A 22,070-nucleotide genomic window follows, 5' to 3' on the forward strand; every position below is an offset into this window, starting at 1 on the left:
ATCGTACGCCCGCCCTCGCCTTCGGTCGACAAGGCGGCTTCCAGTTGGCGCAAAACCGCACCATCCAAGGCCGCCACATCATCATGCTGGCGAGCTCGCGAGACGCCCAACTCCGGGTGCAATTCATAGCGTTGACCCGGCGCCACCGATTGACCATCAATGGTCACTTGCGACAAGTCTGGAAGGTGGCCCAACTGGCGCAGCAACACCATCTCGAAGCCCCGCAAAGCCGCTTGCAGCAGGCTGGGATCAGCCAAGGCTGGCAAGGTTTGGGCGTAAGCGTCAAACAGGCCTGGATGCGGGTCGTGACGGGCCAGCAGGCGCATCAGCAATTCGTTCAGGTAGAAGCCTGGCAGCAAGGCCGCACCACCTGGCCAGGCCGGCCCGCCAGCCCATTCGGCCTGGCGCAACAACCAGACTTCCGCCTCGTCCGAGCGCTTCACGCCAAACCCCACTTGCAGACGCTGAAAAGGCATCAATACCGGGCGCAACTGCGAATAAGGACGCTTGGCGCCTTTGGCCACGGCCACGACGCGCCCTTGGTCGCGCGTAAACAGGTCCAATATCAGACTGGACTCGCTCCAGTCATGGCTGTGCAGCACAAAGGCTGCACTGGAAGGGCGGGACGCCGCACGGGCCACTCAAACGCCTTTGAGGATGCGCTGTTACTCGTAACCGTAGGTGCGCAGGCGGGCATCGTCATCGGCCCAGCCGGAGCGCACCTTGACCCAGATCTCCAGAAAGACCTTGCGGCCCCAAAGATGTTCCAGCTCGGTGCGCGCCTCCATGCCGATGCGCTTGAGGCGTTCGCCCTTGTCGCCAATGACGATGCCCTTGTGGGTTTCCCGCTCTACCACGATGGTGGCAGCGATCTTGATGATCCCGGTCGCGCGCGGGTGGTTGGCCAGGGGTGGCTCGTCCGAGTAGGTATCGATCACCACGGTCGAGGTGTATGGCAATTCGTCGCCGGTCAGGCGGAAGAGTTTTTCACGCACGATCTCGCTGGCCAAGAAACGGTCGCTGCGGTCGGTCAGGGCGTCTTGGTCATACCACCAGCCTTGCTGTGGCAGGTAGGGCCGCACGATGTCAAGCAAGCGGCGAACGTCGTCCGCGTTTTGAGCCGACAAGGGCACGAACTCCGAGAAGGGATGGCGCTCCTGCATGGTCTGCAACCAGGGCAGCACATCAGCGCGGCGGTGCACCAGGTCCAGCTTGTTGGCCACCAGAAATACCGGCTTGTCCTTGGGACACAAGGCCAGCACCTTGGCATCGTCCAGCCCAAAACGCCCGGCTTCGACCAGGAACAGCACCACGTCCACGTCGGCCAAGGTGGATTGCACCGTTTTGTTCAGGTTGCGGTTGAGCGCGGCCGTGCCCTTGACCGTGTGCCGGGTTTGAAAACCTGGTGTGTCAACGAACACGAACTGGGTCGTGTCATCGGTGTGGATGCCAGTGATGCGGTGGCGGGTAGTTTGAGCCTTGCGCGAGGTGATCGACACTTTCTGACCGACCAGCGCGTTGAGCAAGGTCGATTTGCCAACATTGGGACGACCAACGATGGCGATGAGGCCGCAGCGTTGGTTAGCGACATCCACGCCATCCTTGGCGCCGCCCGTTTTGGCCATGGCCAACCCAGCCAGCATGTCGTCCAGTGACGGGTTCAACGCATCAACCACGGGTTGTGCGGTGGGTGCCTGGGCCGGAGCCTCGGGCGAAGTGTCATCTGGTGACGAAGGGGTATCTGGCATGGTATGGCTCAAAGATCGCAAGGAAGGAAATCAAAAAATCAAGAACGTTTGGCGCCCACCGTGCGCTTCTTAGATGGCGCTTGGAAAACAGTGACACCAACGCTGGGCTGACCGGAAACATTGGACAAGGGCGAAGGCAGTTGTTGTACCTGGAGCAAGGCAAGTTGTGCCGCCACCTGTTCGGCAGCGCGCTTGGACAGCCCCTCGCCCAACACGGAAATCCCAAAATCTGGCAAATCGCAAGCCACCACGAAAACCTGCTCATGAGCCTTGCCCCGTGTGGCATCAACGCGGTACACAGGCACGGCCATCTTGCGGCCTTGAAGCCATTCCTGCAAGGCCGTTTTGGCGTCCTTGCTCCAGACTTCCAGGGTGGTTTCGGCCATCACGGGTTCGAACAGGCGCAACACCCAGGCGCAGGCAGCTTCAAAACCGGCGTCCAGATACACAGCACCGATGACGGCTTCCAGGGCATCCGCCAGGATGGAGGGCCGTTGACCACCACCGCCACGGGACTCGCCCTCGCTCATTTTCATGACCGCCGGCAAATCCAGGTTCAAGGCCAGTTTGTGCAGCATGTCCTGGCGCACCAGGTGAGCACGCACACGGGTCAGGTCACCTTCGTCGCTGCGGTCAAACCGCGCGTACAGCATGCTGGAGACCGCCAGGTTCAGGACGGCATCGCCCAGATACTCCAGGCGTTCGTAGTGATCCGGCCCAAAGCTTTTGTGCGTCAGCGCCCGCACCAACAGGGCAGGATCCTTGAATTCATGGCCCAGCCGCTGCTGCAGGGCCTTCACCGGCGAAGCAGCCGCTGTGGTCACCGCCGTGGATCGTCGCATCAAAATCCCACTTGATCGAAACCAAGCGCCATCACTTGGATCGACCGTGGAATTTGATCAAAAGGTAGACCGGCTCAATCAATTCGATTTCTTTGTCGTAGGCAAACTTGACCACGACCTTGTCGTTTTCCTTGGTGACCTCCAGGTCACGCGAGCTGATGGCCTCGACGTTGTACTGCACCGATTTGTCGCGGTCAAAGGCGGCCCGAATTTCTGGCACGGTACTGCCTGCACCCGCTGCGCTGGTCACCATTTTTTGAATGGTCTGGAACTCCATGACGGCAGGCACCACCTTCATGATGACCAAGGCGAAGCTGCAAAGAATCACCGCCCAAAACATCAAGCCGATCAGTGTGATGCCCGACTGCGAACGTTTCATGTTGTCCCCCACACGAATCATTGGAAAAAGCCAATGCGCTTCAGACTGCTGAAATTCATCCACACCACGAAAGCCTTGCCGACGATGTACTCGTCGGGCACAAAGCCCCAGAAGCGCGAATCCTGTGAATTGTCGCGGTTGTCACCCATCATGAAGTAATGACCCGGCGGCACCTTGCAGACCACGCCTTCTCCACTGTAGCTGCAGTTTTCCTTGAAGGGATAGTCTTCAATGCCCTGAGGGGGAATGTACGGGGGACGGTCTTTGTCCACCAAAATCCGATGATTAGCGCCGCTCAGGTTTTCAGAAAATTGCAATGAATACCGCAGGCTGTCCTCGTCGTAAAACTCGGCCAGGGGCGTTTGCTCGATGGGCGTGCCGTTGATGGTCAGGCGCTTGTTGATGTAGGCGACCGTGTCACCTGGCAAACCCACCACGCGCTTGATGTAGTCAAGGCGGGGGTTGACGGGGTAACGGAACACCATCACATCGCCACGCTTGGGATCATGGTTGGGGATGATCTTCTTGTTGATCACCGGCAAGCGGATGCCATAGTGGAATTTATTAACCAGGATGAGGTCGCCGATCAGCAAGGTCGGCACCATGGAGCCGGACGGGATCTTGAAGGGCTCGAACAGGAACGAGCGCATCAGGAACACCACCAAGATGACGGGGAACAAACCGGCCGTCCAATCCAGCCACCAGGGCTGCATCAACAAGCGCTCTTTGGCCTCGGTCACATTGCCGTCAACCTGGGCGATGCCTTGGCGCTTCAGTGCCGCGCGGCGGGTTTCGTCTTGCGCGACGAGGTTGGCGGCGGCCGCTTCGCGCTCAGGCTGAAACTTGAAGCGCTCGGCCAGCCAGTACAGCAGAGTCACGACGGACATGATGAACAGCAGGAACGAGAAGTTGCCTTGCCATTGCCCCACGTACCAACCGCCCAGGTAGAGCGCCAGGACGCCATAAAAAATACCGGTGAGAAAACTCATCAATCTTCCACTTGAAGGATGGCCAGGAACGCTTCTTGGGGCACTTCAACCGACCCAATCTGCTTCATCCGCTTCTTCCCGGCCTTTTGTTTTTCGAGCAATTTGCGTTTGCGGCTGATGTCGCCGCCATAGCATTTTGCCAGCACGTTCTTGCGCAGCGCCTTGATGCTCTCCCGCGCAATGATGTTGGAGCCAATGGCCGCCTGAATGACCACGTCGTACATCTGCCGCGGAATGTGTTCGCGCATTTTGGCGGCAACGCCACGCCCACGGAACTGGCTTTGCACGCGGTGAACGATGATCGACAGGGCATCGACCCGGTCGCCGTTGATCAGGATGTCGACCTTGACGACGTCGGAGGCGCGGTACTCCTTGAAGTCGTAGTCCATCGAGGCATAGCCGCGCGACACGCTCTTGAGCTTGTCGAAGAAATCGAGCACGATCTCGGCCAGTGGCATCTCGTAGGTCAGCATGACCTGCCGACCGTGGTAGGCCATGTTGAGCTGCATGCCGCGCTTCTGGTTGGCCAGCGTCATCACCACGCCGACATGGTCTTGCGGCATGTACAGGTGCATGGTGACGATGGGCTCGCGAATCTCCTTGATGCGGCCCAACTCGGGCATCTTGGAGGGGTTCTCGACCGAGACAATCGTACCGTCGTTCAACTCAACCTCGTAGACCACGCTGGGCGCGGTCGTGATCAGGTCTTGGTCGAACTCGCGCTCCAGGCGCTCTTGCACGATCTCCATGTGCAGCAGGCCCAGGAAGCCGCAGCGGAAACCGAAGCCCAGTGCTTGCGAAACTTCAGGCTCATAACGCAACGACGAGTCGTTGAGCTTGAGCTTTTCAAGCGCATCACGCAATTGGTCGTATTCGCTGGCCTCGGTCGGGTACAAGCCGGCAAACACCTGCGGCTGGATTTCCTTGAAGCCGGGCAAGGCCTCAAGGGCCGGGCCCGCGTTGTTGGGCTGCTTTTTTTCGACCGTGATGGTATCGCCGACCTTGGCGTTCTGCAGCTCCTTGATGCCGCAGATCACGAAGCCCACCTCACCCGCGCGCAGCGCAAGGCGGTCGACCGACTTGGGCGTGAACACCCCCAGGTGTTCAGCGGGGTACACGGCATTGGCGGCCATCAGGCGAATGCGCTCACCCTTGCGCAACTCGCCATCGATCACGCGCACCAGCATGACCACGCCCACGTAGTTGTCGAACCACGCATCAACGATCATGGCGCGCAAGGGGCCATCGGGATTGCCTTGCGGTGGCGGCATGCGGGCCACGACTGCTTCGAGGATGTCTTCGACGCCCATGCCGGTCTTGGCCGAACAGGGGATCGAGTCGGTGGCATCGATGCCGATGACGTCTTCGATCTCTTCCTTGGCACGCTCGGGGTCGGACTGCGGCAAGTCCATCTTGTTCAAGACGGGGATGACCATGACACCCAGGTCAAGCGCGGTGTAGCAGTTGGCCACCGTTTGCGCCTCAACGCCTTGGCTGGCATCGACCACCAACAGCGCACCTTCACAGGCCGACAACGAGCGGCTGACTTCATAAGAAAAGTCAACGTGCCCCGGGGTGTCGATCAGGTTGAGGTTGTAAACCTGACCATCTCGGGCCTTGTACGACAAGGCGGCGGTCTGCGCCTTGATGGTGATGCCACGCTCTTTCTCGATGTCCATCGAGTCGAGCACCTGGGCTCCCATCTCTCGGTCGCTCAGGCCTCCACAAAGCTGAATGATGCGATCGGCCAGGGTGGATTTGCCGTGGTCGATGTGGGCAATGATGGAGAAATTACGGATGTGATTCATAAAAAAAAGGCACGTCGAAATGGATGACGCGCCTTCCAACAAAAACGTATGGCAACTGCTTGTTGGGACTTCATTGTAGCCAAAACGACCCCATCCAGAGCCGCATCCCGGCCGGGCAAAGGGTCGTTGCAGGCCGCCAACAAATACATTGTCAACAGGTTATCCACAGACTCTTGTTGACAAGTTCGGCGATTCGGGGACCCCTTCGGTCATTCAGAGATGACCTCTCATATCCCGATCAGCAATGGCGCGCTCAACCCCTGGATTGTAGCCAGATTCCAACGCGATCAACCCGAGTTATCAACAGCAATTGCGCAAGAAAAAGACTTGCAAGATGTGCCACAAGTCGGTGTATTTTTTGCAATAAGAAATCCCGCAAGCCCTTTTGGCGCCTGCGGGACAGGTTCAAGCGGTTTTTTGCCAATCAGCCAGGACTTATCACTTGCTGGGGCGAATCAGCACGTACTGAGCGCCATCGCCACGGCGTACCAGCACATTCACGGGTCGGGACTTTTCCGATTTAGCCATGGCCGTCTCGAACTGCCGCACGTTGGCAACTTGGGTGTTGCCCACGCTCAAGATGACGTCACCAGGGCGCAGGCCTGCGCGTGCAGCTGGCCCACTCACCTCTTCGACCAACACGCCGCCGTTGACCTTGAGCTCAGCTTTTTGAGCTGCCGTCAGATCAGTCAGCCCCAGACCAAGCGATGCCACGGCAGTGGCTTTGGACTCGGCCGGCGCATTGTCACCAGCACTGGCTTTGGCAGCCTTCTCCAGGTCAAGCTCGACCACCGTGATGCCCAGGTCTTTGTAGACGCCGCGGCGGAACACTTGCAGGACCGACTTGGTGCCAGGCTTCGTTGCCCCCACCAAACGTGGCAGGTCACCGGCGGTCTCTACCGCAACACCGTTGAACTTGGTGATGATGTCGCCCGCCTCAAGCCCGGCCTTGGCGGCAGGTCCACCGGACTCCACCATGCGAACCACCGCGCCTTGCGCCTGGCTCAAGCCCAAGGATTCGGCCACCTCTTTGGTGACCGGCTCGATCTGAACACCAATGCGGCCTCGCACCACCTTGCCACCCGCGCGCAACTGGTCAGCGACCTTCACTGCATCGTCAATGGGGATCGACAAGGAGATGCCCATGAAGCCACCAGAGCGGCTCAGGATCTGCGAGTTGATGCCCACCACCTCGCCGCGCATGTTGATCAGCGGGCCACCGGAGTTGCCGGGGTTGACCGCCACGTCGGTCTGGATGAAGCGGACCTCTTCGCCGGTGTCACGCGCTTTGGCGCTGACGATGCCCGCAGTGACCGTGTTCTCCAGGCCAAACGGCGTGCCGATGGCCATGACCCACTCGCCCACCTTGAGGCGGCTCACATCACCAATTCGCACCGCAGGCAGATTCTTGGCTTCGATCTTGAGCACGGCCACGTCGGTGCGCTTGTCGACGCCCACCACCTTGGCTTTGAACTCGCGCTTGTCGGTCAAGGTGACGTAGACATCGTCTGCGCCATCGATGACGTGGGCATTGGTCATGACCAGACCGTCGGCACTCAGGATAAAGCCGGAGCCTAAGCCACGGGGACGCTCCTCGGCCTGAGCATCGCCTTTTGGCGTGGCCTTGGGGGTGGCTTTTCGTTGGCCTTGCCCCGGCATGGGCGTGCCAAAAAAGCGGCGGAAGAACTCGCGCATCTGCGCGTCGGCATCGTCGCCGCCGTCTTCACCTGCATCGGTGGTGACTCGTTGGGTAGTGCGAACACTGGCCACGGACGGCCCCACCCGCTCCACCAACTGGGTGAAGTCAGGGAGCCCCTGGACCAACAAGGGCGCCTGGGGTGCGGTAGGCGTGGGGACGGCGGGTGTGGCGGCCGCCAACACGGCGACCGGCTGCTGCGCCTGAGAGGCATGGGGCAACAAGCTGGAGCTCAATAACAGGCCCACCGCCATCACGACGCCGCCCACGACCAAGGTGCGACGCACGACCGAGCTGGTGGAAGGCCCTGACTGGAAAGAAGATGTCATTGCTGAAAACCTCAAAAATACAAACAAGGAACGGTTAGTCAACGTTTGAGCCGCTCAACCGGATGACAGTTCACCATTGGATGGTTTCTGTTGGTAAAGCCACACCACCAGAGTGATCACCACAAACGGCAACGCCGCCCGGGCAAACCACAGCGGCGTCACATCACAGGATGGTGGATTTCAAAGAATGCGGTGATCAGGGCATCTCATAGAGCACATTGCGAGAAAAGCCACTGTGCGATGCAAATGATGGCTCGCCATGGCCTTGAACACGACGAGCTGAGAGTGCTTGCTCAAGCTGCGGATCACGCCAGACCGATGCACCCGCCGTCGCAGGATCATTGCCCATCGCGGAGGGGAAGGCAGCCCCCCCGGCCAAAGAAGCGGCGGTCACGCCATTGCCCGACCATGCCGCAGTGGTCGCGGTGGTGGATGGAGCAAAGGCCTGCACCCGATCAAGCACCGGGAATGCACCTTGAGCCAGGCTGTTGGCAGGCAAGGAAGAGCCGGGCGGCAAACCGCCCTGGTTGGTCACCAAAGCGCCCACCACCATCACGAAACAGGCCGCCACGGCCATGGGGCCGGCCCACACGCGTCGGCGCAAAGGCTCGGCGGGCGGCACGGCCAACACGCCGATGTCGACCACGGAAGGCTGGTGGCGCGCCACCAGGCCCGCTGGCGCCAGCACCACTGGCTCTTGAACGAGCCGCTCACGGAATGATTTGATGAAGCGTGAACTGCCAGAGGCATCGGCCAGCTCATCGGAACGCATGACGTCGCCAATGAGGTGGTAGTCGCTCCAGCGAGCGCGGACCTTGGCATCATCACGCCACGAGGCACAAGCGCGTGCGACTTCGGCCACGTGGGCTTCGCCATCGGCCAAGGCCGAAAGCGTTTCCAAGGGCAAGTCATCATCCATGCGGCGGTCAGACATAGGCGGGCTCCGTGTCGACATTGAACTCAGGCCAAGAAATTTTGGCCCTTCTGGCAATTCAGAGGTGCCAATTCACAAAAAGTTCACTCAACTTCACCAACGATCGCCGTCCTTGGTGTCCAGCAGCGGGCGCAGGCGTTGCGCGATGGCATCCCGGGCCCGAAAAATGCGCGATCGAACCGTGCCAATCGGACAACCCATGACCTGGGCAATTTCTTCGTAGCTGAGGCCTTCTATTTCACGAAGGGTGATCGCCTGGCGCAGGTCTTCGGACAAAGCCTCGATCGCGGCGTTGACCGTGTTGGCGATCTGGCGGCTGGCCATCAAAGATTCCGGGGTTTCCCCCGTGGTGAGCTCGTTCTCGACGCGGGAGGTGTCAGAGTCATCATCATCACCAGCGCCGGCGCGCGATGATTCGGTGACCAATGGGTCGCGGCGCAAACCGATCAGCGCCTTTTTGGCGGTGTTGACGGCGATGCGGTAGAGCCACGTATAGAAGGCGCTTTCGCCACGGAAATTGGGCAAGGCCCGGTACGCGCGGATGAACGTTTCCTGGGCGATGTCTTCCACCAGGTCAACGTCTCGCACCATGCGAGCAATCAGGCGCTGGATGCGGCGCTGGTATTTGACCACCAGCATTTCGAAGGCGCGTTGATCACCGCGTTGCACGCGCTCGACCAACAAGGCGTCGACATCAACAATGGGCGTGACCGCCGGGCCGGTTTCCTGGCCTTCAACGCCCACGCTGATCGATGGATCGAAGGCCTGCGCTGACACTGGCTGATCTGGCATCACGGGCGGTCCTGAAGGCATGCGCGGCGGCGTCATGAACGGATCCCCGGTTGAACGGCCGGCTCGGATTCAAGCAGCATCACTGTTTCGGCAAAGTCACTGTCGGCCACGGCCATGCCTTGGGCGCCCGCCTCCCGTCGGATCGCGCCCTTTTTGCCGACAAGCTGGTCGTTGGTTTTGAATGATGAAAGCAAGTTGGACCACTGGCGTTGATGATTTCCAGATGATGCCACCACTTGTTCTAAGCCGACCTGATTGGCACGCGCGTTGAACAGCAATGCCCGCAAGTGGTGCCCCGCACTGCCTTTGAAAAAAATCCTGGCATCCAGCCATGACCAGGACGTCGCATGGCTTTCATGGCCCGCGGGAACCATTTTGACCAAGACCCAAACGCCCAGGTCAAAAACCACATGCACCGTGACGGTTTGTCGGCCCGCGGCCTGGGCCTCTTTCACCGACCAGCCGGGCGGGATCTCAGCAGGAGAACTGGCGGAGCGGAAAGGCGGCAACCCGCCCCACTGCAAGGTCACCACCCGGTTGATGCTCAGGCTTTGCCATGAACGCCAGGTCATTGTCAGCCAGGGCAAACCCACCGCGAATGCGATCACCACAGGAAGCCAGGCCCCTTGACCAGATCGGGCTTGCGACCAGAGTGCCCACATCCACGCCATCAACAAGGCCGTGGCGAACAGGAGCAAAGTACGGGCGGCCCAACGCACGGGAGGCGCTTGCGTCACGCCAAGCGGCATGCGCCATTGCGCACAAGAACCCAGCAGGCCCTGATACAAAAAGCGCCCGTCCCCTGCCCCAACGATGTTGTCATCGGCTAAAAGCATGAAAGGGGGCGCTCAAAGGTCGAATGTCAGATGCGCTTGAACACCAGCGAGCCGTTGGTGCCACCAAACCCGAAGTTGTTCTTCAAGGCCGCGTCGATCTTCATCGCGCGCGCGGTGTTGGCGCAGTAATCCAGGTCGCACTCAGGGTCTTGGTTGAAGATGTTTATGGTGGGCGGGGAGATCTGATGGTGAATGGCCAACACGGTGAACACCGATTCGATGCCGCCCGCGCCGCCCAGCAAGTGGCCGGTCATGGACTTGGTCGAGTTGACCACCAGGTTCTTGGCGTGCTCGCCAAACGCGCGCTTGATGGCGTTGGTTTCGTTGGCATCGCCCAGCGGGGTCGAGGTGCCATGGGCGTTGAGGTATTGCACCTGGTCCGGATTCAGGCCAGCGTTGCGCAGCGCGGCCATCATGGAGCGCGTGGGGCCGTCCACATCGGGCGCGGTCATGTGGTAGGCGTCGGCGCTCATGCCAAAACCGCTGATCTCGGCGTATATCTTGGCACCACGGGCTTTGGCGTGTTCGTATTCTTCAACCACCATCACGCCGGCGCCTTCACCGAGGACGAAACCGTCGCGGTCCTTGTCCCAGGGGCGTGATGCCGTTTGCGGGTCATCGTTGCGCGTTGACAAGGCGCGGGCGGCGGCAAAGCCACCAATGCCCAATGGCGAAACCGTGGCTTCAGAGCCGCCAGCAACCATCACATCCGCATCGCCGTATTCAATCATGCGGGCGGCCTGCCCGATGCTGTGCAGACCGGTGGTGCAGGCCGTGACGATGGCCAGATTGGGACCCTTGAAGCCGCAATGAATGGACACATGCCCGGAGATCATGTTGATGATCGAGGCCGGGACGAAAAAGGGCGAGATGCGGCGGGGGCCGCGGTCTGAGTATTCTTGGTGCGTGGCCTCGATCAAAGGCAAGCCACCAATGCCCGAGCCCACGATGCAGCCAATGCGCTCGGCCACTTCAGGCGCCAGCGCATCGCCCATGGGCAGGCCGGAATCCTTGACCGCCTGGATGCTGGCGGCCAGCCCATAGTGGATGAAGGTGTCCATGTGCCGTGCTTCTTTGGCGGGGATGTAATCCTCGATGTTGAAGCCTTTGACCTCACCGGCAAATCGGCAAGAGAAGGCCGATGCGTCGAACTTGGTGATGGTGTCAATGCCGGACTTGCCAGCGATCAGATTCGACCAGGACTCATCGACCGTGTTTCCAACGGGGGTGACGAGGCCTAAGCCGGTGACAACGACGCGACGACGGGTCATGCTGGGTGTGGCTATCAATAATATTGAGGGTTAGAGACAACCAAGGCCCCGAAGGGCCTCAGTGATCAATAAGTTGTTATTTTAGGCCTTGGCGTGGCCCTTGGCATAGTCGATGGCCAGCTGAACAGTGGTGATCTTTTCAGCTTCTTCATCGGGAATTTCGATGCCGAACTCGTCTTCGAGCGCCATCACCAATTCAACGGTGTCCAGCGAATCAGCGCCCAGATCGGCCACGAAGGCTTTTTCAGGGGTGACTTCGGATTCGGCTACACCGAGTTGTTCGGCAATGATTTTCTTGACGCGGGCTTCGATATCGCTCATGACTCCTCCAGGAGTGGGTGCAAATAAATCGGGGATTTTACCGGGTTAGCGGCGCAAACCGCCAAATCCGAAAAACGAATTTGAGAACCCCGTAAAAACTCAATTCATCAACATGCCACCGTTGACGTGTAGTTCCGTTCCGGTGATGTAAGCAGCTTGAGGCGAGGCCAGAAAAGCCACCGCCTCGGCAATGTCTTCAGGTTGGCCCAGGCGCCCTAATGGGATCTGGGCCTTCAATGTAGCTTGCTGTTCGTCGGTCAGGGCTCGGGTCATGTCGGTGTCGATGAAACCAGGGGCCACGCAGTTGACCGTGATGTTGCGGCTGCCCAACTCTCGCGCCAAGGCGCGTGTCATGCCCGCCACACCCGCTTTGGCCGCAGCATAGTTGGATTGGCCCGCGTTGCCCATGGCGCCCACCACCGAAGTGATGTTGATGATGCGGCCATGGCGTTGCTTCATCATGGGCCGCATCACGGCACGGCTCATGCGGAAGACGGCTTTCAGGTTGGTGTCCAGCACCGCGTCCCAGTCGTCATCCTTCATGCGCATGGCCAGAGTGTCGCGCGTGATGCCGGCGTTGTTGACCAGCACGTGCAGCGCGCCGTGCTCTTTCAGGATGGCGTCAATGGTGGCGCCCACCGCAGCGGGATCGGTCACATCCAGGACGAGGCCTTTGCTGCCTGGAAAAGCGCTCAGCGCCTCGCTGATGGACAGCGCGCCGGATTCGGTCGTGGCCGTGCCCATGACCTTGTAGCCGCGTTGAGCAAGCGTCACGGCGATCGCGCGCCCGATGCCACGACTGGCGCCGGTGACCAGGGCCACTTGGGGTGTTGTCGATTCGCCGCTCATGCCAACAAGCCTTTCGCTTCCAGCAAGGATGCCGGGTCAAAAATGGTCGAGCTGAGCAGATCGCCATCAATGCGCTTGACCATGCCGGACAGGACCTTGCCAGGCCCACATTCGATCACGTGGGTCAAACCGCGAGCCTTGAGCGCCTGGATGGTTTCTACCCAGCGGACAGGACCGAAGGCTTGGCGATAGAGGGCATCGCGCAACTCATCGGCCTGCGCGACCGAGGCCACGTCGATGTTGTTGATGACGGGGATGGTTGGCACCGAAAAGCTCGTGTCCGCCAGCTTAGCCTTGAGGCGCTCAGCGGCGGGCTTCATCAAACTGGAGTGAAACGGGGCCGACACGGACAAGAGCAACGCACGTTTGGCGCCTGCGGCCTTGAGCACCACGCAAGCCTGGTCCACCGCGGCTTTGGTGCCGGCGATCACGGTCTGCTTGGGGTCGTTGAAATTCACGGCTTCGACCGCTTCGCCGCTGGCTTTGGCGGCCTCCAGGCACCCTGCCCTGACCGCTTCAGCGTCCAGGCCAAGGATGGCGGCCATGCTGCCCACACCCACGGGCACGGCTTCTTGCATGGCCTGGGCGCGAAAACGCACCAGGGGAAGGGCATCGGCCAGGGTCAAGGCGCCTGCGGCCACCAGGGCCGTGTACTCGCCCAGGGAGTGCCCAGCCACGGCGGCGGGCTTTAAACCAGTCTCGGCCAGCCAGGCGCGCCAGCAGGCCACGCCAGCGACCAGCATCACGGGCTGGGTGTTGGTGGTCAGGTCCAATGCTTCTTTCGGGCCTTCGGCAATCAGCCGGCCCACGTCTTCGCCCAGGGCCTCGGAGGCTTCGGCCAGCGTGTCGCGCACGGCGACATGGTCTGCCCAGCCATTGAGCATGCCCACAGACTGCGAGCCCTGCCCAGGAAACACGAATGCAAATGCGGTCATCTTGTTTGTGTCCTCAGTACCCATCAATCAGTAATCCACCAACACGGCGCCCCAGGTGAAGCCACCCCCCACGCCTTCAAGCAGCAGGGTCTGGCCTCGCTGAATGCGGCCATCGCGCACTGCTTGATCCAAAGCCAGCGGGACGGACGCCGCCGAGGTGTTGCCGTGCTCATCGAGCGTGACGATCATCCTATCTTCTGAAACCTGCAGCTTGCGTGCCGTGCTCTGCATGATGCGCAAATTGGCCTGGTGCGGAACCAGCCAGTCGATGCAGGAGGCATCGCGACCGGCCGCTTGCAGCACTTCATGGGCCACCTGCTCCAGCGCAGTCACGGCGAGCTTGAAGACTCCGGGGCCATCCATTTTGACAGTGGGATCGCCAAGGATTGCACCACCGGACACGGCACCGGGTGCGCAAAGCATGCCAGCCTGGTGCCCATCGGCGTGCAGTCGCGAGGCCACGATGCCGGCCTGTTCGGACGCCTCCAGCACCACGGCACCCGCCCCATCGCCGAACAGCACGCAGGTGGTGCGGTCGCTGAAATCAAGCAGGCGGGAGAACACTTCAGCACCGATGACGAGCGCACAGCGCGCAGAACCGGTGCGGATCAAGGCGTCGGCCACAGTCAAGGCGTAAATGAAGCCTGAGCACACAGCCTGCACGTCAAACGCTGCGCAGCCCCGGATGCCCAGTTTTTGCTGGATCAGGCAGGCGGTGGACGGAAACACCATGTCGGGTGTGGATGTGGCGCAGATGATCAGGTCGATGTCTGCGGCCTCGATGCCTGCGGCTTGCAACGCTTTTTGCGCCGCCAGCACGCCCAGGTCGCTGGAGCCGACATGCGGCTCGGCAAAGTGGCGCGCTCGGATGCCCGTGCGGGACACGATCCATTCGTCGGAGGTTTCGATGCCCTGACTGGCCAGCTGATTGGCCAAATCCTGGTTGGTGAGTCGTCGTGGCGGCAGGTAGGCGCCAGTACCGGCTATGCGTGAGTGCTTGATGGGCATTTCAGGGGGACAACACCGTTCTGGTTAAAACACCCGGTTGCCCTTTGAGCACGGCCCGATAAATCAGGCAGCGCGGTCAACCGCACCCTCAGATCCAACAGCCGCCGACGTGCCTTCTGGATTGGCTGGGCCTGCTGCATCGGCAACCGGCAAACCATCGAGCGATGCCGCGATGCGGTCATGTACACGCTCCAAAAGGCTGTGACGAGCCGCATCATAGGCCCTGTTGATGGCCAGCTCGAATGCAAAAGCATCGGCAGAGCCGTGGCTTTTGAACACCAAGCCCCGCAAACCCAGCAAAGCCGCACCGTTGTAGCGGCGGTGATCGGCCCGTTTTTTGAACTGGTTGAGCACCGGCATGGCGACCAAGGCCGCCAGCTTGGTCAGCAGGTTGCGCGAGAATTCTTGCTTGATGAAATTGGCCAGCATGGAGGCCAGGCCCTCCGCAGACTTGAGGGCCACATTGCCCACGAAACCATCGCACACGATGATGTCAGTCGTGCCCTTGAATATGTCGTTGCCTTCAACGTTGCCCTGAAAATTGATCAGGCCCTTGTCGCCGGCATTGCGCAGCAATTCGCCTGCGCGCTTGATGACTTCACTGCCCTTGATGACTTCTTCGCCGATGTTGAGCAAGCCAACGGTGGGTGATTCTTTGCCATCCACCGCCGACACGAGCGCGCTGCCCATGACCGCGAATTGCAGCAAATGTTCGGCGGTGCAGTCCACGTTGGCCCCCAGATCAAGCACCGTGGTCGAGCCATCCAACTGGTTGGGCAAGCCAAAGGCAATGGCCGGACGGTCGATGCCCTCGACTGTTTTGAGCACATAGCGCGCCACGGCCATCAAGGCGCCTGTGTTGCCGGCAGACACGCAGGCGTGCGCATTGGCGGGCACACCGGCAGTGGCCTTGACCTGAGTGACGGCCACACGCAAGGATGAATCTTTTTTGCGGCGCAGAGCCACTTCCACCGGGTCGTCCATGGAGACGACCTCGCTGGCAGGGACCAGGGTGACGCGATCCCAACCCTTGGCGGGCGCCAGGGCTTCGGGCAACCCGACCAACACCAGTTCGGCTTCCGGGTGCTTGGCCAGGAAGGCCTTGCACGCCGGCAAGGTGACCGAGGGGCCATGATCACCGCCCATGCAGTCGACCGAGATGCGGACGCGACCTTGGCGATCCGGGATGGCGGCACGGCTTGAGGGCGCGGCGGGAAGGGTCGAAACAGTCATCGGGTGGGTCTTGGGTGGGGTATTGCTCAGCGAGCCCAAAACAACAATGGGCCGGAGGACTGACCAGTGTCAGCCTATCCAGCCCTTTGCTTCTTGACGAATTTTGACGGAGCCCAGCACAGGGCCAGGCTCAATCAAGAATTAAGCGTCAGCCTTGGTCTTGATCACCTTGCGGCCACGATAGAAGCCGGTGGGGCTGATGTGGTGACGCAGGTGGATTTCGCCGGTGGTGCTTTCGACGGCGGTGCCCGGGGTGTTCAGCGCGTTGTGCGAACGGTGCATGCCGCGCTTGGAGGGGGACTTTTTGTTTTGCTGAACGGCCATGGATGACTCCAGAAACCGAGCCTCACGGCCCGTTGGATGCAAGCTCTCACCAACTTTTACAGCGCGGATACCAATGAATTGATACCTGTCGCGCCAGTCGTTTTGTAGCCTGCGAAGTGTTGACAAATTGTATAAATCCCGGGGCCTTTCCCGGAAAACCATAGATTCTAGCACGAGAGTGCCCAACAATTCAAATCAGGAACTGCCCTTTTTCAGGGAAGCCAATACCGCGAAAGGGTTGGGCTTGTCTGACGCTGATTCTTCGTCCGAGGTTTCGACCACGGACGTGCCATCTGGTGCCACCAGCCCCGATTGCATCAAGGATTGCACGTCCGTGGGACATTCGTCGTGCCGAGGAACGATGGGCTGGGCCATGATCAACTCATCCTCGATCAAGGCCAACAGATCGAATTGACGACTGAGCGCCAGCACGTCGTCCTCGGAGTCGGCGTCCAACTCGGCAGCCGTGGCCTCGTCCGCCACGAAGCGAACCGTGTGGTCCACCGTGACCGGAATGAACACCGGTTGCAGGCAACGCTGGCATTCCCAAGGCAGATTGCCCTCGGCATGCAAATCCAGCCACAAGTGGGGACCGCCCGCGCGCTGTGGCTCCAGCCGGCCTTCGGCCCACCAGGTCAAGGGCTCAAGGGGTGTCAAATCCAGGTCTTGGGCCAGACCGGAGGCCAGGCGGCTCAAAGCGACCACGGGCAACTGCCCTTCCAGGCGCGACTCTTCATTGATGAAAGCCCCCAAGTCGAGCTTGTGGGGCAAAAACGTGCGTGCATTCATGGCGGGTAGTGTAGAGGCTGGACAATAGAGGGATGACCTCAACTGCTTTCCCTCGCCTGATCCTGGGCTCCACCTCGCGCTACCGGCAAGAACTGCTGCATAGGCTGGGCCTGCCTTTCGATGTGCAGGCGCCCGATGTAGACGAAAGCCCCCTGCCTGGCGAAGCCCCGAACGACCTGGCCATGCGCCTGGCCCTGGCCAAAGCCCAGGCGGTCGCGGCACTGAACACCGACGACGTGGTGGTGATTGGATCGGACCAGGTGGCCGACCTGGCAGGACAGCCCTTGGGCAAGCCCGGCACCCACGAACGCGCCGTGGCGCAATTGACGGCCATGCGTGGCCAAGCGGTGATCTTTCACACGGCGGTGGCCGTTGTTCGGCCCCGCACCGGTTTTTCGCAAACGCTGATGAGCGCCACCCGTGTGCAGATGGGGCACTACAGCGACAACGACATCGAAACCTACCTGCGGTGCGAAAAGCCTTATGACTGCGCCGGCAGCGCCAAGTCCGAGGGACTGGGCATCGTGCTGCTGGACCGCATCGAATCGGACGACCCCACTGCCCTGATTGGCCTGCCGCTGATCCCCACCACCCAAATGATTCGACAAGCGGGGCTGGATCCCCTGGCCTGGCGCGCCATGCATCACCCACAACCATGACCTCAAAACCGAAAAAACCCGCCCCCGCCACGCCCCCCAAGGGCCGCCTGCTGCTGATCCCCAACACCCTGGACTTTGGCTGTCTGGCGGAGGGGCCCGACGCGGTCCTGCCCGACCTGCGCGACGTGCTGCCCATGGGTGCCCTGACCGCAGCGTCGCGTTTGCAGCATTGGGTGTGCGAAAACGCCAAGACCACCCGCGCTTTTTTGAAACGCGTGGATGCCATCTTGCCCTTGGCCGCGCCTTTGCAAGCCCTGGACATCCAGGCTTTGCCCCGCCCCAACAAGGGTGGCGAAAAAAGCGCCAAGAAAACCCACATGAAGCCCAGCGACAAGCCGGCCCCCAATCCAGATGCAGAGATCGATGCCTTGCTGGCGCCTGCCTTGGCAGGGCACGACATCGGCCTGATGTCAGAGGCCGGCCTGCCAGGCGTGGCCGATCCGGGTGCGGCCTTGGTGCTGGCAGCGCACCGCCTGGGCGTGACGGTGGTGCCAATTGCGGGCCCCAGCTCTTTGGTGCTGGCCCTGGCCGCCAGTGGGCTGAATGGCCAAAGCTTCGCCTTCGTGGGCTACTTGCCAGTGGATGCGATTCAACGTGGCGACCGCATCCGCGAACTGGATCAGTTGTCCCGCCGGGCACGCCAGACGCAGTTGGTGATCGAAACGCCTTACCGAAACACCGCGCTGTGGTCCGCCCTGACCACGCACCTCCAACCCGACACCTGGTTGAGCGTGAGCTGTGGACTGACCCTGGAAAAAGGCTGGAGCCGAACGCAGCGCGTCAGCCATTGGCAAAAACATGCACTGACGTTGCCGGACGACATCCCGACGGTGTTTGCCTGGCTGTCGGCTTGAACCACCTGCCGGGCTCCTTGCTTCTTGCCACAATGCCGAGTACTTGCTGTCATCCATGAATACGCCACCCTCATCACCCGCGATTTCATCGCCCCCCCCCGGCCTGGCCGAACCCAACGAGTTGGCCCGCAAGCTGGGGCACGCCGGGCTGATCCCCTTCGTGGGCGGGGCCTTGTTCGTGTGGCTGCTGGTGGGCCGCATTGACCCGCAGCCTTTTGCTTTCGTGGTGAGCGCCTTGACCAGCTACGCGGCCTTGGTCGTGTCATTTCTGGGCGGCCTGCCCTGGGGCCTGAGCATGCTGCGGCAAAGTTATGACCAGCCCGCCTCGCCCGCGCAGAAGCTGGGCTTGATCTGGGGCGTGGTGTATTCACTGGCGGCCTGGGTGGCCCTGATGATGCCGCCTCATGCCGGCCTGGCTGCATTGGGCGGCTTGCTGATTGGCTGCTACCTGGTGGACCGCAAGTGCTACCCGGAACTGGGCGCGGCTGGCTGGCTCAAGCTGCGTTTTCGGCTCACCTTGGTGGCCAGCCTGAGCTGCTTCCTGGCCGCCGCCCAACTTTGAGCAAACTTTGAAAACCGCACCCATGATCGACTACCGCATTGAGGTGGGCAGCGCCCACGCCCATCGCTTTTTGGTCACCTTGCGCGTTGCGCAGCCGCAGACCAGGCAGCGCTTGAGTCTGCCAGTGTGGATACCCGGCAGCTACTTGGTGCGCGAGTTCGCGAAGCACTTGTCGCCGCTGTCAGCCCAGCAAGGCCAACGAACGCTTGAAGTTCAGCAGTTGGACAAATCCAGCTGGGTGGTCGATTGCACCGGCAAAGGCGCCTTGACCGTCACCTACGAGGTCTATGCTTTTGACACCTCGGTACGGGCTGCATTTCTGGATTCGCGCCGGGGTTTTTTCAACGGCACCAGCGTGTTCCTGCAGGCCGAGGGATTTGAAGGCCAGCCGCACAGCCTGAAGATCACCGGACTGCCCAAGGGTTGGAGCGTGGCAACTGGTTTGACTTCCGTGAAGGTCAATGCGTTGGGCTTGGGTGACTATGAAGCGCCAGACTACGACAGCCTGGTGGATCACCCCGTCGAGCTGGGCAACTTCTGGCGCGGCGCTTTCACGGCCAAGAGTGTGGTGCACGAGTTCGTGGTCTCGGGGGCCAGTGCAGACCTGGACGGCCCAAGGCTGCTGGCCGACACGCAACGCATTTGCGAGGCCCAGATCGCCTTCTGGCACGGCCGCCGCAAGCCAGCCTTTGAGCGCTATGTGTTCTTGCTCAACGCCGTGGATGACGGCTATGGTGGCCTGGAGCACCGCAACAGCACGGCACTGATCTGCGCGCGCCGCGACCTGCCGCGCACCGGCAGGCCCGTCAACACCGACGCCTACCAGACTTTGCTGGGCCTGATCAGCCACGAGTACTTCCACACCTGGAACGTCAAACGACTCAAGCCCGCCGAGTTCGCCCCCTACAACTACACGCAAGAGAACTACACGCAACTGCTGTGGTTCTTCGAAGGCTTCACGTCTTACTACGATGACCAGTTCCTGCTGCGCACGGGCCTGATCGACGCCAAGACCTACGTCAGGTTGCTGGCCAAGACCATCAACCAGGTGCAGGCCACACCGGGCCGCCACAGCTACAGCGTGGCCCAGGCCAGTTTCGACGCATGGACGCGCTACTACCGCCCCGACGAGAACACCGCCAATGCCACGGTGAGCTACTACACCAAGGGATCGCTGGTGGGCTTGTGCCTGGACCTGACCCTGCGCCAATGCCCGACTGATGGAAAGCAAGTGCCCTCGCTGGACGGCGTGATGCAGCGTTTGTGGCAGCTGCAGCGGCCCATTCAAGAGGTCGACATCGTCCAGGCACTGCAAGACGAAGCGCCTGGAGGCCCGCCCGCCTGGACCGCCGCCCACTCGTGGGCCGACCTGCTCAAGACCTGGGTGCATGGCACCGACGAGCTGCCCTTGAAGTCCTTGTTGAGCGCTGCCGGGGTGACCTGGGTCAGCAAGCCCGCCGCCCTGGCACAGCGGCTGGGGGTGCGTCTCAGCGATGCGGGGGGCAACCTCAAGGTGCAGGCCGTGATGCGTCACAGCGTGGCCGAAAGCGCGGGCTTGAGCGCCGCAGATGAACTGATCGCCCTGGACGGGTGGCGCCTGCGCAAAAATGATGATCTGGCTTTGTGGCACAACGAGCAACGGGCGCAAGCACTGCTGATCTGCCGGGACCAGGCCCTGTTAACGCTCACGGTGCCCGCGCTGGTGCCTGCCAATCCTGCCATGGGCCCCAAGGGCGCCAGCGGCGAGATCATCGCCCTGGCGCTGACCGAGAACCTGGACGCCAGCACCGCACAACGACGGCAGCAATGGCTTAAAGGCTGAGCATGTTGCAGTCGGTGTCTCGTCGCTGGTGGTTCTTGCTCGTCATCCTCGGGGTGGTGGGCTTGCACGCCTGGCTGACATGGTCGATGGCCACGCTGTTGAACGCCATGCAGCCCAGCGACACGTCCGGCATCAAGCGGATGGAAGCCACACAGATGAGCGAGCTCAAGCTCAGCGATCCGCCCGTGGCCGCGCCCTTGCCCGCCAAGCCACGAGGCGCCCGCAAAGCCGCCAGCAAGCGCCGACCCGCGCCCCCCATCCCGACAGCTTCGGCACCGGAGCCCGCACCGCCACCGCCGGATGAAAGCGCCAGTGCCCCCCCACTCCCCGAGGCGGCGGTGACCGTGGCCGAAGCCAGCAGCGCACCCGAGCCAACGGCGTCCGACCCTGCACCCGTGGTGTCATCGGCCAGTGCGCCGAGCACGGCCAAGGGCCCGCCATTTGTCTGGCCCTTGGCCACCCGGGTCAGCTACAAGGTTCGCGGCTATTTCCGTGGCGACGTGCATGGCAATGCCAAGGTGGAGTGGGTTCGGCAAGACATGGACTACCAGGTTCGCGTGGACACCACGATCGGCCCCAGCTTTGCGCCCATTGGCTCATGGCACCTGATCAGCGCCGGCACCATCACCCCAGAGGGCCTGTCTCCCAAGCGCTTCGAACAGGTCAACCGACTGCTGATCAGAACCTCTCCGCCGCGCACTGTGGTCTTCAATGAGCAAAACGTGGTGTTGGATTCAGGCGAGAGTGTGCCGCGCACCCCCGGCATGCAGGACGCGGCCAGCCAGTTCATCCAGCTGGCCTACCAATTCATCATGCAGCCCGACTTGCTGCGACCAGGCAACACCATTTACATCACGCTGGCCTTGCCCAAGCGCCTTGAGACCATTGCCTACGACGTGATCGGTGAGCAAATGCTGGACACGCCAATTGGCGCGATCTCCACCTTCCACGTCAAGCCCCGCAAGATGTCCACCGATGGCGGAGTCCTGCCCGTCGAGATCTGGTTCGCGCCAGGACTGCAGTACCTCCCGGTGCGCATTCTGGTGCGGGCCAATGACAAGACCTACATGGATCTGCAGATGGAGCGGGC

At 61.3% G+C, this 22,070-nt stretch carries 23 protein-coding genes; 5 read left to right on the forward strand and 18 right to left on the reverse strand.

From position 1 onward, the window contains the following. The 18 genes from H7225_RS04330 to H7225_RS04415 form a co-directional block, all read right to left on the reverse strand. The coding region (locus H7225_RS04330; protein WP_290659558.1) for a DNA repair protein RecO C-terminal domain-containing protein at positions 1-563 on the reverse strand (563 nt) is incomplete at its 3' end. A 102-nt stretch (positions 564-665) separates the two neighbouring features. Then, complete coding sequence (gene era, locus H7225_RS04335; RefSeq protein ID WP_290659579.1) at positions 666-1,625, reverse strand: GTPase Era; 960 nt, start codon at positions 1,623-1,625, stop codon at positions 666-668. Positions 1,626-1,786: 161 nt separating this feature from the next. Continuing rightward, positions 1,787-2,590 (reverse strand): ribonuclease III, encoded by an 804-nt coding sequence (gene rnc / locus H7225_RS04340; RefSeq protein ID WP_290659559.1) that lies wholly within the window; start codon positions 2,588-2,590, stop codon positions 1,787-1,789. A 31-nt stretch (positions 2,591-2,621) separates the two neighbouring features. Further along, positions 2,622-2,969, reverse strand: a complete 348-nt coding sequence (locus tag H7225_RS04345) for a DUF4845 domain-containing protein (RefSeq protein ID WP_290659560.1) — start codon at positions 2,967-2,969, stop codon at positions 2,622-2,624. A gap of 17 nt (positions 2,970-2,986) precedes the next feature. Then, on the reverse strand, positions 2,987-3,958 hold the full coding sequence (gene lepB / locus H7225_RS04350; RefSeq protein WP_290659561.1) for a signal peptidase I: 972 nt from the start codon (positions 3,956-3,958) through the stop codon (positions 2,987-2,989). Further along, on the reverse strand, positions 3,958-5,766 hold the full coding sequence (lepA, locus tag H7225_RS04355; protein WP_290659562.1) for a translation elongation factor 4: 1,809 nt from the start codon (positions 5,764-5,766) through the stop codon (positions 3,958-3,960). Before lepA ends, lepB begins: the two co-directional genes overlap by 1 nt. Before the next feature lie 438 nt (positions 5,767-6,204). After that, positions 6,205-7,791, reverse strand: a complete 1,587-nt coding sequence (locus tag H7225_RS04360) for a DegQ family serine endoprotease (protein ID WP_290659563.1) — start codon at positions 7,789-7,791, stop codon at positions 6,205-6,207. 196 nt (positions 7,792-7,987) lie between these two features. Further along, on the reverse strand, positions 7,988-8,725 hold the full coding sequence (locus tag H7225_RS04365; RefSeq protein ID WP_290659564.1) for a sigma-E factor negative regulatory protein: 738 nt from the start codon (positions 8,723-8,725) through the stop codon (positions 7,988-7,990). A gap of 93 nt (positions 8,726-8,818) precedes the next feature. Then, a complete protein-coding gene (rpoE, locus tag H7225_RS04370; protein ID WP_290659565.1) occupies positions 8,819-9,517 on the reverse strand; it encodes an RNA polymerase sigma factor RpoE in 699 nt (232 codons plus the stop codon). Positions 9,518-9,549: 32 nt separating this feature from the next. Next, positions 9,550-10,050 (reverse strand): hypothetical protein, encoded by a 501-nt coding sequence (locus H7225_RS04375; protein WP_290659566.1) that lies wholly within the window; start codon positions 10,048-10,050, stop codon positions 9,550-9,552. Between the two features lie 329 nt (positions 10,051-10,379). Continuing rightward, positions 10,380-11,624, reverse strand: a complete 1,245-nt coding sequence (gene fabF / locus H7225_RS04380; protein WP_290659567.1) for a beta-ketoacyl-ACP synthase II — start codon at positions 11,622-11,624, stop codon at positions 10,380-10,382. Positions 11,625-11,705: 81 nt separating this feature from the next. Further along, entirely contained in the window at positions 11,706-11,945 is a 240-nt protein-coding gene (gene acpP / locus H7225_RS04385; RefSeq protein ID WP_230181537.1) for an acyl carrier protein, read from the reverse strand. 99 nt (positions 11,946-12,044) lie between these two features. Continuing rightward, positions 12,045-12,794 (reverse strand): 3-oxoacyl-ACP reductase FabG, encoded by a 750-nt coding sequence (gene fabG, locus H7225_RS04390; protein WP_290659568.1) that lies wholly within the window; start codon positions 12,792-12,794, stop codon positions 12,045-12,047. Next, positions 12,791-13,729 carry an ACP S-malonyltransferase gene (fabD, locus tag H7225_RS04395; RefSeq protein ID WP_290659569.1) on the reverse strand — a complete coding sequence of 313 codons (939 nt, stop codon included), beginning with the start codon at positions 13,727-13,729 and terminating at the stop codon, positions 12,791-12,793. Before fabD ends, fabG begins: the two co-directional genes overlap by 4 nt. A gap of 27 nt (positions 13,730-13,756) precedes the next feature. Then, positions 13,757-14,737, reverse strand: coding sequence for a beta-ketoacyl-ACP synthase III (locus tag H7225_RS04400; protein WP_290659570.1), 981 nt, complete (start codon positions 14,735-14,737; stop codon positions 13,757-13,759). 63 nt (positions 14,738-14,800) lie between these two features. After that, positions 14,801-15,970, reverse strand: coding sequence for a phosphate acyltransferase PlsX (gene plsX, locus H7225_RS04405; protein WP_290659571.1), 1,170 nt, complete (start codon positions 15,968-15,970; stop codon positions 14,801-14,803). 141 nt (positions 15,971-16,111) lie between these two features. Next, the gene (rpmF, locus tag H7225_RS04410; protein ID WP_290659572.1) at positions 16,112-16,294 is read right to left on the reverse strand and encodes a 50S ribosomal protein L32; all 183 of its coding nucleotides are present in this window, start codon (positions 16,292-16,294) and stop codon (positions 16,112-16,114) included. Positions 16,295-16,489: 195 nt separating this feature from the next. After that, the gene (locus H7225_RS04415; protein ID WP_290659573.1) at positions 16,490-17,083 is read right to left on the reverse strand and encodes a YceD family protein; all 594 of its coding nucleotides are present in this window, start codon (positions 17,081-17,083) and stop codon (positions 16,490-16,492) included. Between the two features lie 32 nt (positions 17,084-17,115). On the opposite strand from H7225_RS04415, the gene H7225_RS04420 reads away from it, so the two are divergent. The 5 genes from H7225_RS04420 to H7225_RS04440 form a co-directional block, all read left to right on the forward strand. Further along, the gene (locus H7225_RS04420; protein WP_290659574.1) at positions 17,116-17,742 is read left to right on the forward strand and encodes a Maf family nucleotide pyrophosphatase; all 627 of its coding nucleotides are present in this window, start codon (positions 17,116-17,118) and stop codon (positions 17,740-17,742) included. Continuing rightward, positions 17,739-18,596: an SAM-dependent methyltransferase gene (locus tag H7225_RS04425; protein WP_290659575.1), complete on the forward strand. Its 858-nt coding sequence runs from the start codon at positions 17,739-17,741 to the stop codon at positions 18,594-18,596. Before H7225_RS04420 ends, H7225_RS04425 begins: the two co-directional genes overlap by 4 nt. Before the next feature lie 55 nt (positions 18,597-18,651). Continuing rightward, on the forward strand, positions 18,652-19,158 hold the full coding sequence (locus H7225_RS04430; protein WP_290659576.1) for a DUF3429 domain-containing protein: 507 nt from the start codon (positions 18,652-18,654) through the stop codon (positions 19,156-19,158). 7 nt (positions 19,159-19,165) lie between these two features. Continuing rightward, positions 19,166-20,980 carry a peptidase M61 gene (locus H7225_RS04435; protein ID WP_290659577.1) on the forward strand — a complete coding sequence of 605 codons (1,815 nt, stop codon included), beginning with the start codon at positions 19,166-19,168 and terminating at the stop codon, positions 20,978-20,980. A gap of 2 nt (positions 20,981-20,982) precedes the next feature. Continuing rightward, a partial coding sequence (locus tag H7225_RS04440) for a DUF3108 domain-containing protein (RefSeq protein ID WP_290659578.1) occupies positions 20,983-22,070 on the forward strand: 1,088 nt, incomplete at its 3' end.

The sequence above is a fragment of the Aquabacterium sp. genome, from assembly GCF_014378415.1.
Lineage (GTDB): Bacteria > Pseudomonadota > Gammaproteobacteria > Burkholderiales > Burkholderiaceae_C > Aquabacterium.